Here is a 14,539-nt window from a genome sequence, read left to right as displayed (position 1 = left end):
CGCTCTGCCGCGGCGCGGGTCGCGCTCAGGCGGCCGGCTGGTAGACGTTGAGCTGCAGGCGCTCGCGTTCGATGACGCGGGCCACCGCCGGCAGGGCGGCAAAGCGCTGGGCCAGGTCCCAGGTCGCGGGCATGGAGGCCGGATCGACACCGGCGATGCCGCCCCAGCGCAGCAGGGTCAGGGCATAGGCGTCCAGCGCCGTGGGCCGGTCGCCACACATCCAGGGAGCGGCCTTGACCGCCATCGCCTCGATCTCGCCCAGCAGACCGCGGTAGCTGCTCGCCGCGAACGCGCGGATGGCCTTCTGCGCGGCCTCGTCGTCGGTGAACTTCTGCGGCATGAACACATGGGTGAAGGTCGGGTGCACCGTGTTGTTCATCCAGGCCAGCGTGGACAACGCCCGCGTGCGCGCCATGCCCGACGTGGGCAGGATGCCGGCCTGCGGCAGCTTGGCGTCCAGGTGCAGCAGGATCGCCACGATCTGGGTGATGACCTCGCCGTCGTCGACCAGCACCGGCACCTGGCCGCGCGGGTTCATGGCCAGGTATTCGGGGCTGCGCTGCTCGCCCTTGTGCAGCTTGACCAGCACCGGCTCGAACGCCACGCCGGACAGCTCCAGCATGCTGTGTGGCACGAAGGAGCAGGCGCCGGGGGCGAAGAAAAGTTGGAGGCTCATGGGTCGTGTCTCCTGTCTTGTGGTTTCAGCTCAGGTGCTTGCCCAGCACCCCGGCGATTTCGAACATGGTCACCTGCGGCTTGCCGAACACGGGTTCCAGCTTGGCGTCCGCATTGACCTTGCGCTTGTCGGCCGCGTCCTGCAGGCCCTGGGCCTTGATGTAGTCCCACAGCTTTTTCGTCGCTTCCGGACGCGACACGGCCTCGCTGCCGATCACCGCGGCCAGCGCGGCGCTGGGCTGCTTGCCGCTGGCGGCGGTGGTCTTGCGCGGGGCCTTGGGTGCGGCGGCTTTCTTGGCGGCCGGCGCCTTCTTGGCAGCAGCGGCCTTCTTCGCGGGTGCGGCCTTGGCCGGCGCGCCGGCCGCCGTCTTGCGCGGCGGGAACTTGCTGGTGCGCGGCTCGAACTCGAAGTTCACCTTGCCCGCTTCCTTGTCCCAGGCCAGGAAGGCCTTGAAGGCGCGGCGCGTGCGCATCGACACGAACTTGTCCAGCAGGTCGGTCTTGCCGGTTTCCAGCAGCTTGCTCATCTGCTCGCGCGCCACCGGCTGCTGCAGGATGATCTTGCCGCTCTTGAAGTCGCAGCTCGGCGTGGCCTGCGCCATGGTGGGCACCGACTTCTCGCAGACATAGTTGGCACCGTGTTCGTGCACCGCGCCGCCGCACTTGGGACAGGCGCCGAGCGACTCGCTGCCGCTGAAGTCGACGATCTCGCCGGTCTCTTCGTTCTTCTTGTCGTCGCCGAAATCGAATTCGAGCTTCCAGTTCTGGTCTTCTTCGCTGAACTTGATGACGATCTCGGCCACGAAAGGCCAGCCCGCCTTGGAGCGGAAACCCTCCAGCGGACCGATCTTCTTGGTCATCAGCAGCTGTTCGGCCTCTTCCGGCTCGAAAGTGCGGCCGGCGGGCGACTTGCCGAACGAGAAGCCGCAGCCCTCGCCATTGCCGTCGGCGCCGGTGCAGCCGTAGCGGCGGTAGTTTTCCTTCACCACGCCACCGCAGTTGGGGCAGGGCGTCTCCAGCGTCGCGTAGTTGCCGGGAATGGTGTCGCGGTCGTATTCCTTGGCCTTCTTGACCATGCGCTCGGTCATCTGCGCGATCTCGGCCATGAAGGCGCTGCGGCTGAGCTTGCCGTGCTCCATCTGCGCCAGCTTGTATTCCCACTCGCCCGTCAGCTCGGCCTTGGAGAGTTCTTCCACTTCCAGCCCGCGCAGCAGCGTCATGAGCTGGAAGGCCTTGGCGGTCGGGATGATCTCGCGGCCTTCGCGCAGCATGTACTTCTCGGTCAGCAGGCCTTCGATGGTGGCCGCCCGCGTCGCTGGCGTGCCCAGGCCCTTCTCCTGCATGGCCTCGCGCAGCTCGTCGTCGTCGATCAGCTTGCCCGCGCCTTCCATGGCGCCCAGCAGCGTGGCTTCCGAATAGCGCGCTGGCGGCTTGGTCTTCAGGCCCTTGGCATCGACCGTTTCGGTGCGCACGGTCTCGCCCTCGCGCACCGGCACCAGGTTCTGGCCCTTGTCGCCCTCTTTCGCGCCTTCGACGTCTTCGGCCGCTTCCTTGCCGTAGACCGCCATCCAGCCCGGCTTGACCAGCACCTTGCCTTCGGTCTTGAAGTGGTGGTTGAGCACCTTGCTGATGCGCGTGGTCACCATGAACTCGGCACTGGGGAAGAACACCGCCAGGAAGCGGCGCACGACCAGGTCGTACAGCTTCTGTTCGGCTTCGGAGAGGCCACTGGGCGCCTGCAGCGTCGGGATGATGGCAAAGTGGTCCGAGACCTTGCTGTTGTCGAAGACCCGTTTGGTGGGCTTGATGTAGTTGTTGTTGAGCGCCGTGAGCGCGTGCGGCGCCAGGTGCTTCATGCCGCTGTTGGCCAGCATCTCGAAGGTCTGCTTCACGGTGCCCAGGTAGTCCTCGGGCAGGGCGCGCGAATCGGTCCGCGGGTAGGTCAGGGCCTTGTGGCGCTCGTACAGGCTCTGCGCCAGCTGCAGCGTGGTCTTGGCCGAGAAGCCGAAGCGGCCGTTGGCCTCGCGCTGCAGGCTCGTCAGGTCGTACAGCAGGCCGCTGGCCTGGGTGGTGGGTTTGCTCTCTTCGGTGACGCTGGCGGCCTTGCCACGCACCGCCTCGACAATCGCCAGCGCCTCCCGCTGGTTCCACAGGCGGTCGGCGCGCAGGTCGGCGTCGGCATCGTCACCGGTGGGTTTCTTGAACGTGGGGTCGAACCACTTGCCCGGGTACTCGCCGGCCTCGGCCAGGAAGGACGCGTGGATTTCCCAGTAGTCGCGGCTGCGGTGGGCGCGGATCTGTTCTTCGCGCTCGACCACGATAGACAGCGTGGGCGTCTGCACCCGGCCCACGGTGGTGAGGAAGAAGCCGCCGTCGCGCGAGTTGAACGCCGTCATGGCGCGCGTGCCGTTGATGCCGACCATCCAGTCGGCCTCGGAGCGGCTTCGGGCGGCGTCGGCCAGGCCCTGCATCTGCTGGTCGCTGCGCAGGTGCTCGAAGCCGTCGCGGATGGCGGCCGGCGTCATCGACTGCAGCCACAGGCGCTGCACCGGCTTGCCCAGGCTCTGGTACTGCCCGCCCTTGAGGCCGCCGGCGTACTGCTCGATCAGGCGGAAGATCAGCTCCCCCTCGCGGCCCGCGTCACAGGCGTTGATCAGTTTCGTCACGTCCTTGCGCTTGGCCAGCTTGACCACCGCCGACAGGCGCGACTTGGTCTTGTCGATGGGCTTGAGCTCGAAATAGGGCGGCAGCACCGGCAGGTGGGCGAAGCTCCACTTGCCGCGCTTGACGTCGAACTGCTCGGGCGCGGCGATCTCGACCAGGTGGCCCACGGCGGAGGTCACGACATAGCTGTCGTTCTCGAAGTGGTCATCGTGTTTCTCGAACTTGCCCGCCACGGGGGTGAGCGCTCGCACGATGTCTTGGGCCACGGATGGCTTCTCGGCAATGACCAGTGTTTTGTTCATCTCTACAATTTGGGCTTCACGCGCGTGTACACGCGCACGTGCATGGGTACGCACACACACGCGCGCACCTGCATGAAACAACCTTACCAAAATTTCCACCCGTGTCGAAACCAGCCCGCCAGACCGCTCCCGCCCGCCGCATCCAGACCCGCCGCTCGGGCGTCCACGGCAAGGGCGTGTATGCCCTGGTCGACCTGGCCGAGGGTGAAACAGTGATCGAGTACGTGGGTGAGGTCATCACCTGGGACGAGGCGCTGCGCCGCCACCCGCACGACCCCACCGACCCGAACCACACCTTCTACTTCCACGTCGATGAGGAACACGTGATCGACGCGAAGTACGGCGGCAACTCCTCACGCTGGATCAACCACAGCTGCGACCCGAACTGCGAGGCCGAGACCGACGACGGCCGCGTCTTCATCCGCACGCTGCGCAACATCGCCGCCGGCGAAGAGCTGTTCTACGACTACGGGCTGGTGATCGACGAGCCCTACACGCCCAAGCTCAAGGCGCAGTACCCCTGCTGGTGCGGCTCGAAGAACTGCCGTGGCACCCTGCTCGCCCCCAAGCGCGGTGGCAAAGCCACGAAGCTCGGATGACCGACCTGCTCGCCCACGTCGAATCCATCTGGCAGGCGGTCGTGCCGACGCTGCCGACCTTCACCGTCGAGGTGGTGCCCAGCATCGATTCGACCAGCAGCGAACTGATGCGCCGCGCCCGCGACGGACTGGTCGATCCGGTGCTGCTGGTCACCGAAGAACAGACCGCCGGCCGCGGCCGCATGGGCAAGGGCTGGCACAGCAGGCCGGGCCAGTCGCTGACCTTCTCGCTGGCGCTGCCGCTGGCGCCGGCCGACTGGTCGGGTCTGTCGCTGGCGGTGGGTGTGAGCCTGGCCGAGAGCCTGCACCCGGACGTGCGGCTGAAGTGGCCCAACGACCTGTGGCTGCAGGAACGCAAGCTCGGCGGCATCCTGGTCGAGACGGCCGGCAGCGGCGAAGGCGCCTCGGCGCCGCGCACCGTGGTGATCGGGGTGGGCATCAACATCGCCCGGCCGGACGCCGGCGTGGTCGCCACCGGCGCCGCTGCGGGCGCGATGGCGCCCATGCCACCCGCCGGCCTCTCGGAAGTCCGCATGGGTGTCACCGCCGGCGAAGCGCTGGCCCTGGTGGCACCCGCCCTGGTGCGCGACGTGCTGCACTTCGGTGTCGGCGGTTTCGCGCCCTTTGCAGACCGCTTCGCCGCCCGTGACGCGCTGCGCGGCCGCCCGGTGCGGCTGTCCGACGGCAGCGACGGCCAGGCCGACGGCGTCGATGCGCAGGGCGCGCTGCGCGTGCAGACCGCCCAAGGGCTGCGGGCCGTCCACAGCGCGGAAGTGAGCGTGCGCCCATGCTGAGAATGCTGGCCATCGCCCTGCTGGTGGGCAATCTGGCGTTTTTCGCCTGGAGCCGGGGCTCGCTGGCGGGTCTGGGACTGGCACCGGCGCAGCAGCACGAACCCGAGCGCCTGAAGGCCCAGATCGAGCCGCAGACGCTGCGGCTGCTCAACGGCGCGCGCGAAGACAAGGCCAGCCCCGCCCCGGCTCCAGCAGAGGCCGCCGCAGCCCCCCAGGCCCCGGCGGTCGCGGCGGCGCCGGCCCAGGCCTGCTGGCAGGCGGGCGGCTTCACCCTGCCCCAGGCCGACGCCTTGCGCGTCGCGCTCGCCGGCACCGGCCTGGCGACCGACCAGTGGCAGCTCAGCGAGTCCCGCAGCTCGGGCCGCTGGGTGGTCTACATGGGCCGCTACAACGACGAACAGATGCAGAAGAAGAAGGCCGAGCTGCGCGAGCTCAAGATCGAGTTCCGCGAGGTCAGCCTGCCCTCGACCGGCCCGGGGCTGGCGCTGGGCACCTTCTCCAGCGAGGAAGCGGTGCAGCAGGCGCTCAAGGACGTGGCCAAGAAGGGCGTGCGCAGCGCCCGCGCCGCCGTCGAGCGCCCCGAGGTCGTGTCGATGACCCTGCGCCTGCCCGCCATCACCGACGAGCAGCGCAGCAGCGTCGAAGGGCTGGGCGACGCCTTGGCCGGCAAGAAGCTACAGCCCTGCGAATAAAAAAAGCCGCTGTGAAAACAGCGGCTTTTAACTTCCAGGGCGCCGAGGAACCGGCGCAAGGTGTCTGGTCCAGCAATCACGGCGGAACCGGCTTTGCCGGGCCGCACGTGATGCCCCCTGGAGGGGGTGACGCGCCGCAGGCGCGGCGCGGGGGTGGTCCTTACTTCGCGACGACGCGGACCATCTCCAGGCACTTGTTGGAGTAGCCCCACTCGTTGTCGTACCAGCTCACGACCTTCACGAAGGTCTTGTCCAGCGCGATGCCGGCGTCGGCGTCGAACACCGAGGTGCAGGTCTCGCCGCGGAAGTCGGTGGCCACCACCTTGTCTTCGGTGTAGCCCAGCACGCCCTTCAAGGCGCCCTGGCTCTGCGCCTTCATCTCGGCCTTGATCTCTTCGTAGGTGGCTTCGCTGTTGAGCTCCACCGTCAGGTCGACCACCGACACGTCGGAGGTCGGCACGCGGAAGGACATGCCGGTCAGCTTCTTGTTCAGCTCGGGGATCACCACGCCCACGGCCTTGGCGGCGCCGGTGGAGGACGGGATGATGTTTTCCAGGATGCCGCGGCCGCCGCGCCAGTCCTTGTTGGACGGGCCGTCCACGGTCTTCTGGGTGGCGGTCGCCGCGTGCACGGTGGTCATCAGGCCGCGCTTGATGCCCCACTTGTCGTGCAGCACCTTGGCCACGGGGGCCAGGCAGTTGGTGGTGCAGGAGGCGTTGGAGATGATGGCCTGGCCGGCGTAGGTCTTGTCGTTGACGCCGAAGACGAACATCGGGGTGTCGTCCTTGGACGGGGCGGAGAAGATGACCTTCTTGGCGCCCGCGGCCAGGTGCTTCTCGCCGCCGGCCTTGTCCAGGAAGATACCGGTGGATTCGATCACGATGTCGGCGCCGACTTCGTTCCACTTCAGGGCCGTCGGGTCCTTCTCGGCGGTCAGGCGGATCTTCTTGCCGTTGACAACCAGGGTGTTGCCCTCGACCGAAACGGTGCCCTTGAAGCGGCCGTGCACGCTGTCGTACTGCAGCATGTAGGCCAGGTAGTCGGGTTCGAGCAGGTCGTTGATGGCAACGATCTCGATGTCCGGGAAGTTCTGGATCGCGCTGCGCAGCACGTTGCGGCCGATGCGGCCAAAACCATTGATACCGACTTTGATAGCCATGTCTTCTGCTCCTGTGGATGGATGAAAAAAACCGAAACCTGATTACTTCGCCAGCACGGACCGCACCGTGTCGGCCACGTTCTCGGGGGTGAAGCCGAAGTGCTTGAACAGCACCGGCGCCGGCGCCGATTCGCCGTAGGTGTCGATGCCGACCACGGCCGACACACCGTACTTCCACCAGCCGTCGGTGGAACCCATCTCGACGGCCACGCGCGGCAGGCCCTTGGGCAGCACGGCGGCCTTGTAGTCGGCGCTCTGGCGGTCGAACACGCTGGTGCTGGGCACCGAGACCACGCGCACGGCGATCTTGTGTTCCTTGGCCAGCAGTTCCTGCGCCTTGAGCGCCAGCTGCACTTCGGAACCGGTGGCGATGATCACCGCCTGGGCCTTCTTCTTCAGGCCCACGTCGGCCGGCTCGGACAGCACGTAGCCGCCCTTGCTGATGTCGGCCAGGTCGGCCTTGGGCGCGTAGGGCAGGTTCTGGCGCGACAGGCACAGGGCGCTGGGGCGGTTGACGGTCTGCAGGGCCACGGCCCAAGCCACGGCGGTTTCGGCCGTGTCGCCCGGACGCCAGACGTCCAGGTTGGGGATCAGGCGCAGGCTGGCGACGTGTTCGATCGACTGGTGGGTCGGACCGTCTTCACCCAGGCCGATGGAGTCGTGCGTGAAGACGTGGATCACGCGCTGCTTCATCAGCGCAGCCATGCGAATGGCGTTGCGGCTGTAGTCGCTGAAGGTGAGGAAGGTGCCGCCATAGGGGATGAAACCGCCGTGCAGGGCCACGCCGTTCATGATCGCGGCCATGCCGAATTCGCGCACGCCGTAGTTGATGTGGCGGCCGCCCTGGCCAGCCTCGGTCTTGACCACGTTGCCGGCCAGATCAAAGCGCAGGTTGGGCGTGGACTTGGTGTTGGTCAGGTTGGAGCCGGTCAGGTCGGCCGAGCCGCCCAGCAGCTCGGGCAGGGCCGCCGTGAAATGCTCCAGCGCGATCTGGCTGGCCTTGCGGCTGGCCACGGTCTCGGCCTTGGTGTGGGCTTCGACGGCGGCGTTGACGGCCACCTGGTTGAACGACTTGGGCAGCTCGCCCTTCATGCGGCGCACGAATTCCTTGGCCAGTTCGGGGAAAGCGGCCTTGTAGGCGGCGAACTGTGTGTTCCAGGCGGCTTCGGCGGTCTTGCCGGCGTCCTTGGCGTCCCAGGCGGCGTACACGTCCTTGGGAATCTTGAAGGGCTCGTGGCTCCAGCCCAGGGCTTCGCGGGTGAGCTTGATTTCTTCGGCGCCCAGCGGCTCGCCGTGGGCCTTGGCGGTGTTGGCGCGGTTCGGGCTGCCCTTGCCGATGCTGGTCTTGCAGCAGATCAGGGTGGGCTTGTCGGCGCTGTTCTTGGCGGCGGCGATCGCGGCGCTCACGGCGTCGGCGTCGTGGCCGTCGACGGCGCGGATCACATTCCAGCCGCAGGCTTCAAAACGCTTGGGGGTGTCGTCGATGAACCAGGGCGCGACCTGGCCGTCGATGGAGATGCCGTTGTCGTCGTACAGGGCGACCAGCTTGTTGAGCTTCCAGGCGCCGGCCAGGGCCACGGCCTCGTGGCTGATGCCTTCCATCAGGCAGCCGTCGCCCATGAAGACGAAGGTGTTGTGGTCCACGATGGTGTGACCGTCGCGGTTGAACTCGCTGGCCAGCAGCTTCTCGGCCAGCGCCATGCCCACCGCGTTGGTGATGCCCTGGCCCAGCGGGCCGGTGGTGGTTTCCACGCCGGGCGTGTGGCCGACCTCGGGGTGGCCGGCGGTCTTGCTGCCGAGCTGGCGGAAGTTCTTGAGTTCGCCGATCGGCAGCTTGTAGCCGGTCAAGTGCAGCAGCGCGTAGATCAGCATGGAGCCGTGGCCGTTGGACAGCACGAAGCGGTCGCGGTTGGCCCAGGCGGGGTTGGTGGGGTTGTGGCGCAGGTGGCGGCCCCACAGCGCGACGGCCATGTCGGCCATGCCCATGGGCGCGCCGGGGTGGCCGGAGTTGGCGGCCTGCACCGCGTCCATGGCGAGCGCGCGGATCGCGTTGGCCTGGGTCTGGGCGCTCACGGTGGAGACGGGGGCGGGTGCGGTGGTGGGGGTGGCGTCGGACATGGCGGAGGGGAGGGGGAGGGCGGAAGGAGCGGCGCGGGCCGAAACCGTGGATTTTATCGGCCCCGCTCCGGCCACCCGGGGCGCACCGTGTGGGGCCGGGCGCGGCGGACCATAATGCGCGCGGCGACCTGCACGTTCGCCCACCCACATGGTTTCCCACGCCCACACTCCGATCCCCGCAATGATCCTGGCCGCCGGCCGGGGCATGCGCATGCGCCCGCTGACGGACACCACGCCCAAACCGCTGCTGCCACTGCGCGGCAAGCCGCTGATGCAGTGGTCGCTGGAGGCACTCGCGCGCGGCGGCTTCGACCGGCTGGTGATCAACACCGCCTGGCTCGGCGAACAGATCGGCGAACGTTTCGCCGACTGGCCGCAGCAGCACCCGGGCGCAGAGGTCCAGTTCTCGCACGAAGGCCAGGACTTCGGCTATGCGCTGGAAACCGCCGGCGGCATTTCGCGCGCGTTGCCCCTGCTGGGGGAGGTGTTCTGGGTGCTGGCCGGCGACGTGTATGCGCCCGGTTTCGTGTTCGGCCAGGAGAGCGTGGACCGCTTCATCGCCAGCGACCGGCTGGCCCACCTGTGGCTGGTGCCCAACCCGGCGCACAACCCCCAGGGCGATTTCGGCCTGTCAGCCGATGGTCTGGCGCTGAACCACGCGGAGCAGAAACACACCTACAGCACCATCGGTCTGTACCGCCGCGCGCTGTTCGAGCAGCCCTGGTGCGACGTGGTGCCGGGCAACCCCCAGGGCACCGCCGTGCCCCTGGCGCCGCTGCTGCGCAAGGCCATGGACGCGGGGCTGGTGAGCGCGGAAATCTACACCGGCCCCTGGACCGACGTGGGCACGCCCGAGCGGCTGGCCGAGTTGCAACAGGGCTGACGCGGGTTTCCCGCGCCCAAAAACATGGGGCCCCGAAGGGCCCCATGGACTGGTGTCACCGGAATCCGGCGCAACTCAGGGAACGCTATTCACCGGAGGCGGCGTGCAGCCGGAACCCTTGCCCGAATCCTTGCCAGAGTCTTTGCCGCTGGACTTGTGGCAACCCTTGCCAGAGCTCTTGCCGCTGGACTTGCCACCGCAGCCGCTCCGCTTCGCCGACTGGCGACGGCCACAACCGCCGCTGACGTTCAACATTTCTTCCAGTTTCAGGACGCGCATGATGCTTCTCCGTTCGTGTTGGCGACTTCCGTCGCGGGAAAGAATCGCCTGGTCAACACAAACGGGCCGAGGACCCGTTGCGGCAGAGGACTCTGGGCCCGCAGTGTAGAAAGTCTTGTAAGCATTTCGATTGAAAGGCCACCCGGCTCCGCGACTTTGTTCACGGCCCGCCCGAATGAAATGTAAGCATGGGTTACTCCCCATGCGTCCGCCCAGACCGTCCGATCTCCGAGAATCGGATGAGACCACGACCCCACACACCATGGCCACCCAGCGCAGACGACCCGCCCCGATTTCGCCCGACGCCACCGAGGAGCGGCTGCTGCTCGGCGCCCAGCCGCTGCCGGAACTGCTGAATCTGGCCGCCTCGCTGGAAGGACTGGGCAGGCCCCCCGGTCGCACACAGCTGTCCGATCGCTGGAGAAGCGCTGCGCGGGAATACGAGCGCCTGGCCGGCGCGGAAGCGGGCGCGGCCGACGGAGCCGACATCCGCCCCCTGCCCAAAGCCATGGACCGGCACCTGGCCCGGCTGGTCGGGCTGCCAGGGGTGTGCCGCACCTTCGACACCGTGCCCGTCGCGTTCGGACTGGTCGAACTCGACAAGCTGGTGATCTCCCAGCATTCGATGACGCAGGCCGTGGTCGACCGCATCGTCGCCAGCCATCCCCTGCCGCTCGGCCCCAAGGCGCTGGCCGAACTCTGCCTGCCCCTGAAGCCACCGGCCGCCAGCTTCCGGCTGGCCAGCCGAAGCGGACGCGAATTCACCTTTGTCGCGGACGCGCACGACATGCGCTTCCTCGACGCCCAGGTGCTCGACCCGGTCGACGTGCGGCAGGCCGATGTGATGGGTCATCCCCAGGCGGTGGTCGCGCTCAGCGTGGGCTTCAGCGCCAACCTGCTCAACGGCGTGCGCTACAACGGCCGCGTGGCGATCAACAACGGCCACCACCGCGCCCTGGCGCTGCGACAGATGGGATTCACCCACGCGCCCTGCCTGATCCAGCCCTGCGCCTCGGAAGACGATCTCGGCCAGGCCGCCACGCGCGAACTCTGCGACAACGTCGAGCGCTATTTCCACGCGCCGCGCCCTCCGCTGCTGCGCGATTTCGACAACCCCAAGCTGACGCTGTCGATCCAGGCCCCACGCATGCGCCGCGTCGTCACGCTGCGAATCGATGTGCAGCGGCAGCTGATGGCGCTGTGACGCCGCCGAAAAATCCCCCGCGAACCACGGACGGGCCGGACCGCCCGACAATGTCTCCATGACCACCGCTCCGACCTCCTCGCTCTACGCCCAACGCCGCGCCCGCCTGGCCGCGCAGCTCACCCCCGGCGGCATCGCCATCGTGCCCACCGCGCCCGAGCAGCAGCGCAACCGCGACAGCGACTTCCTGTTCCGGCACGACAGCTACTTCTACTACCTGACCGGTTTCACCGAGCCCAACGCCTGGCTGGTGCTCACCGCCGAGGGTGAGGCCACGCTGTTCTGCAACCCGAAAGACGCCGAGCGCGAAGTCTGGGACGGCATCCGCCTGGGCCCGGCCGCGGCGCCGGACGCGCTCGGCGTGCAGGCCGCGTTCCCGGTCACCGAGTTGGACCAGCGCCTGCCCAGGCTGCTGGAAAACCGCAGCGTGGTCTGGTACCCGTTCGCGACCCACAAGGGCCTGGACGGGCGGATCAACGGCTGGCTCGAACCGGTGCGCGCCCGCGTGCGCTACGGCGCCATCTGCCCCGAGCAGCAGCGCGACCTGTGCGGCCCGCTGGACGAGATGCGCCTGATCAAGGACGCCCACGAGCAGGACGTGATGCGCCGCGCCTCGCAGATCAGTGCCCGCGCCCACGTCCGCGCCATGCAGCGCAGCGCCGCCATGCTGCGCGCCGGGCAGGACGTGCGCGAGTACCACCTGGACGCCGAGCTGCTGCACGAGTTCCGCCAGCACGGCTCGCAGTACCCGGCCTACGGCAGCATCGTCGCCGCCGGGGCCAACGCCTGCGTGCTGCACTACCGCGCCGACGCCGCGCCCATCCGCGACGGCGAGCTGGTGCTGATCGACGCCGGCTGCGAGCTCGACGGCTACGCCAGCGACATCACCCGCACCTTCCCGGCCAACGGCCGCTTCACCGGCCCGCAGCGCACGCTCTACGACCTGGTGCTGGCCTCGCAGGACGCCGCGGTGGCCGCCACCAAAGCCGGCGCGCGCTTCACCGACCCGCACGAAGCCACCGTGGCCGTGCTGGCGCAGGGCCTGCTGGATGTCGGCCTGCTCGACAAAAACAAGGTCGGCAGCGCGCAGGACGTGATCGCCAACCGCAGCTACTTCCCGTTCTACATGCACCGCACCGGCCACTGGCTGGGCATGGACGTGCACGACTGCGGCAGCTACGTGGAGCCAACCGAAGTGGGCAAGGTCAGCGAACGCAAGGACCCGCTCTCGGGCGAAGTCATCAAGGACCGGCCCAGCCGCATCCTGCGCCCGGGCATGGCGCTGACCATCGAACCCGGCCTCTATGTGCGACCCGGCGAAGGCGTGCCCGAGCAGTTCTGGAACATCGGCATCCGCATCGAGGACGACGCCATCGTCACCGAGACGGGCTGCGAACTCATCACCCGCGACGTGCCGGTCAAGGCCGACGAGATCGAAGCGCTGATGCGCGGCTGAGGTCCGTGCCATGACCGCGCCACGTGTCGTCAGCGTCCAGACCGGTCTCGCGCGGCCGCTCATGGTGGGTGGCCGGCGCGTGCTGTCGGCGATCGGCAAGACACCGGTGACCGGGCCGGTCGCGGTCGGGCGGCTGGGGCTCGATGGCGACGAGCAGGCCGACCTGTCGGTGCACGGCGGCCTGGACAAGGCGGTCTACGCCTACCCGGTCGAGCACCTGCCGACCTGGCAGCGCTGGCGCCGCGAAGCCGGCGTCACGCTGTTCGACGAGCCGCTGCCGTTCGGTTTCGTGGGCGAGAACCTGAGCGTGGAGGGCCTGCTGGAACACGAGGTCTGGATCGGCGACCAGTGGGTGCTCGGTGATCTGGTGCTGCGCGTGACCGCGCCGCGCGAGCCCTGCTTCAAGTTCAATGCCGTCACCGGCCTGCCGGACGCGGGTCGGCGCATGGTCGAGGGCCGCTGCAGCGGCTGGTACCTCGCGGTGGTGCAACCCGGCACGGTGCACGCCGGCGTGGCCGTCACGGTGCGCCCCGGCTCTCGGGGGATGACCGTGGCCGAGGCCTTCATGGCCCGGCGGGTCAAACACATCCGTTGAGCCCGGGCAAGGTCGCGGGCGCGGCGATGCGGTAAAAACCTGCGCATGAGCACCACCGCCCCCCTTCCCAGCGTCCTCTGCCTGACCATGAATCCGTCGGTCGATCTCGCGACCGAAACCGAAAACGTCGTGCCCACGCACAAGCTGCGCTGCGGCGACACGCTGCACGACGCCGGCGGTGGCGGCATCAACGTGGCGCGCGTGCTCACGCGCCTGGGCGGGCGCTGCGTGGCGCTGTGCCCCACCGGCGGCCCCTCGGGCCACTGGCTGGAGCAGCGCATGCGCGATGAGGGGCTGGACAGCGTGTTCCTGCCGATCGCCGACGAGACCCGGGTGAGCTTCACCGTGCACGAACACAGCACCGGCGCCGAGTTCCGCTTCGTGATGCCCGGCCCGCACCTGAGCGAGGCCGAGTGGATGGCCTGCCTGACCTACCTCGAAGGCCTGACCGAATTCCCTGCGCTGCTGGTCGCCAGCGGCAGTCTGCCGCCCGGCGTGCCCACCGACTTCTACGCGCGGCTGGCGCGGCTGTGCCGCCAGCGCGGTGCCAGGCTGGTGGTCGACGCCTCGGGGCCGGCGCTCTCGGCGGCGCTGGTCGAAGGCGTGTTCCTGTTCAAGCCCAACCTCAAGGAACTGGGTGAACTCACCGGCGAGACGCTGGAGACGCCGGCGCAGTGGCAGGCTGGCGCGCGCCGCCTGGTGAACGAGGGCAAGGCCGAGATCGTGGCACTGACCCTGGGCCACCAGGGCGCGCTGCTGGTGACACGCGACGCCATGTGGTCCGCGCCACCGCTGGACATGCCGGTGGCCAGTGCCGTCGGCGCGGGCGACAGCTTTGTGGGCGGCCTGGTCTGGGCCTGGCAGCTTGGCATGCCGCTGGACCAGGCCTTCGCCTGGGGCGTGGCGGCCGGCTCGGCCGCCCTGCTCAACGCCGGCACCAGCCTGGCGCACCCGGAAGACATGCGGCGTCTGCGGGAACAGGTCCGGGTCACGCGCGTCGGCGCCTGACCTCCGACGCCAGAGCGCCGACCGGGCTTCTCGCCAGACACCGGTGGAGGCCCGTCCGGAAGCCACCCCGACTTACGCATAGAATCGGAATCGTTCTCATTTGTTTTTTAG

13 protein-coding genes are annotated in these 14,539 nt (G+C 68.5%); 8 read left to right on the top strand and 5 right to left on the bottom strand.

Annotation, left to right across the window (positions count from 1 at the left end; translation table 11 throughout):
- Positions 1-25 precede the first annotated feature (25 nt).
- Both ACS5NL_RS01220 and ACS5NL_RS01215 read right to left on the bottom strand, forming a co-directional pair.
- Entirely contained in the window at positions 26-676 is a 651-nt protein-coding gene (locus ACS5NL_RS01220; RefSeq protein ID WP_439351743.1) for a glutathione S-transferase family protein, read from the bottom strand.
- A gap of 25 nt (positions 677-701) precedes the next feature.
- Entirely contained in the window at positions 702-3,641 is a 2,940-nt protein-coding gene (locus ACS5NL_RS01215) for a DNA topoisomerase III (protein WP_439351742.1), read from the bottom strand.
- A 101-nt stretch (positions 3,642-3,742) separates the two neighbouring features.
- Between ACS5NL_RS01215 and ACS5NL_RS01210 the strand changes: the two genes are divergently transcribed.
- The 3 genes from ACS5NL_RS01210 to ACS5NL_RS01200 are packed head-to-tail and all read left to right on the top strand — an operon-like array spanning position 3,743 to position 5,726.
- Entirely contained in the window at positions 3,743-4,240 is a 498-nt protein-coding gene (locus tag ACS5NL_RS01210) for an SET domain-containing protein (protein WP_439351741.1), read from the top strand.
- Positions 4,237-5,034, top strand: a complete 798-nt coding sequence (locus ACS5NL_RS01205) for a biotin--[acetyl-CoA-carboxylase] ligase (RefSeq protein WP_439351740.1) — start codon at positions 4,237-4,239, stop codon at positions 5,032-5,034. The genes ACS5NL_RS01210 and ACS5NL_RS01205 overlap by 4 nt, the downstream gene beginning before the upstream one ends.
- A complete protein-coding gene (locus ACS5NL_RS01200; RefSeq protein WP_439351739.1) occupies positions 5,028-5,726 on the top strand; it encodes an SPOR domain-containing protein in 699 nt (232 codons plus the stop codon). Before ACS5NL_RS01205 ends, ACS5NL_RS01200 begins: the two co-directional genes overlap by 7 nt.
- 160 nt (positions 5,727-5,886) lie before the next feature.
- On the opposite strand, the gene gap is transcribed toward ACS5NL_RS01200, so the two are convergent.
- Both gap and tkt read right to left on the bottom strand, forming a co-directional pair.
- Positions 5,887-6,885: a type I glyceraldehyde-3-phosphate dehydrogenase gene (gene gap / locus ACS5NL_RS01195; RefSeq protein ID WP_439351738.1), complete on the bottom strand. Its 999-nt coding sequence runs from the start codon at positions 6,883-6,885 to the stop codon at positions 5,887-5,889.
- A 42-nt stretch (positions 6,886-6,927) separates the two neighbouring features.
- Positions 6,928-9,003: a transketolase gene (gene tkt / locus ACS5NL_RS01190; RefSeq protein ID WP_439351737.1), complete on the bottom strand. Its 2,076-nt coding sequence runs from the start codon at positions 9,001-9,003 to the stop codon at positions 6,928-6,930.
- Positions 9,004-9,184: 181 nt separating this feature from the next.
- Between tkt and ACS5NL_RS01185 the strand changes: the two genes are divergently transcribed.
- Complete coding sequence (locus ACS5NL_RS01185; protein WP_439351736.1) at positions 9,185-9,886, top strand: nucleotidyltransferase family protein; 702 nt, start codon at positions 9,185-9,187, stop codon at positions 9,884-9,886.
- Between the two features lie 75 nt (positions 9,887-9,961).
- Here the strand turns inward: ACS5NL_RS01185 and ACS5NL_RS01180 are convergent, their stop codons facing one another.
- Entirely contained in the window at positions 9,962-10,165 is a 204-nt protein-coding gene (locus ACS5NL_RS01180) for a hypothetical protein (RefSeq protein WP_439351735.1), read from the bottom strand.
- 262 nt (positions 10,166-10,427) lie between these two features.
- Between ACS5NL_RS01180 and ACS5NL_RS01175 the strand changes: the two genes are divergently transcribed.
- Genes ACS5NL_RS01175 through ACS5NL_RS01160 form a run of 4 tightly spaced genes read left to right on the top strand, consistent with a single transcriptional unit; the run spans position 10,428 to position 14,428 of the window.
- The gene (locus tag ACS5NL_RS01175; RefSeq protein WP_439351734.1) at positions 10,428-11,369 is read left to right on the top strand and encodes a hypothetical protein; all 942 of its coding nucleotides are present in this window, start codon (positions 10,428-10,430) and stop codon (positions 11,367-11,369) included.
- Between the two features lie 58 nt (positions 11,370-11,427).
- Positions 11,428-12,825: an aminopeptidase P N-terminal domain-containing protein gene (locus ACS5NL_RS01170; RefSeq protein WP_439351733.1), complete on the top strand. Its 1,398-nt coding sequence runs from the start codon at positions 11,428-11,430 to the stop codon at positions 12,823-12,825.
- Positions 12,826-12,835: 10 nt separating this feature from the next.
- On the top strand, positions 12,836-13,420 hold the full coding sequence (locus tag ACS5NL_RS01165; protein WP_439351732.1) for an MOSC domain-containing protein: 585 nt from the start codon (positions 12,836-12,838) through the stop codon (positions 13,418-13,420).
- A 45-nt stretch (positions 13,421-13,465) separates the two neighbouring features.
- Positions 13,466-14,428, top strand: a complete 963-nt coding sequence (locus ACS5NL_RS01160; protein ID WP_439351731.1) for a 1-phosphofructokinase family hexose kinase — start codon at positions 13,466-13,468, stop codon at positions 14,426-14,428.
- The last annotated feature ends 111 nt before the right edge of the window (positions 14,429-14,539 follow it).

The sequence above is a fragment of the Hydrogenophaga sedimenti genome (assembly GCF_051857515.1).
In the GTDB taxonomy this organism is placed as follows: domain Bacteria; phylum Pseudomonadota; class Gammaproteobacteria; order Burkholderiales; family Burkholderiaceae_C; genus Hydrogenophaga.
Note: the sequence above shows the minus strand (reverse complement) of the source record. Positions and strands in the feature narration are given on the sequence as shown.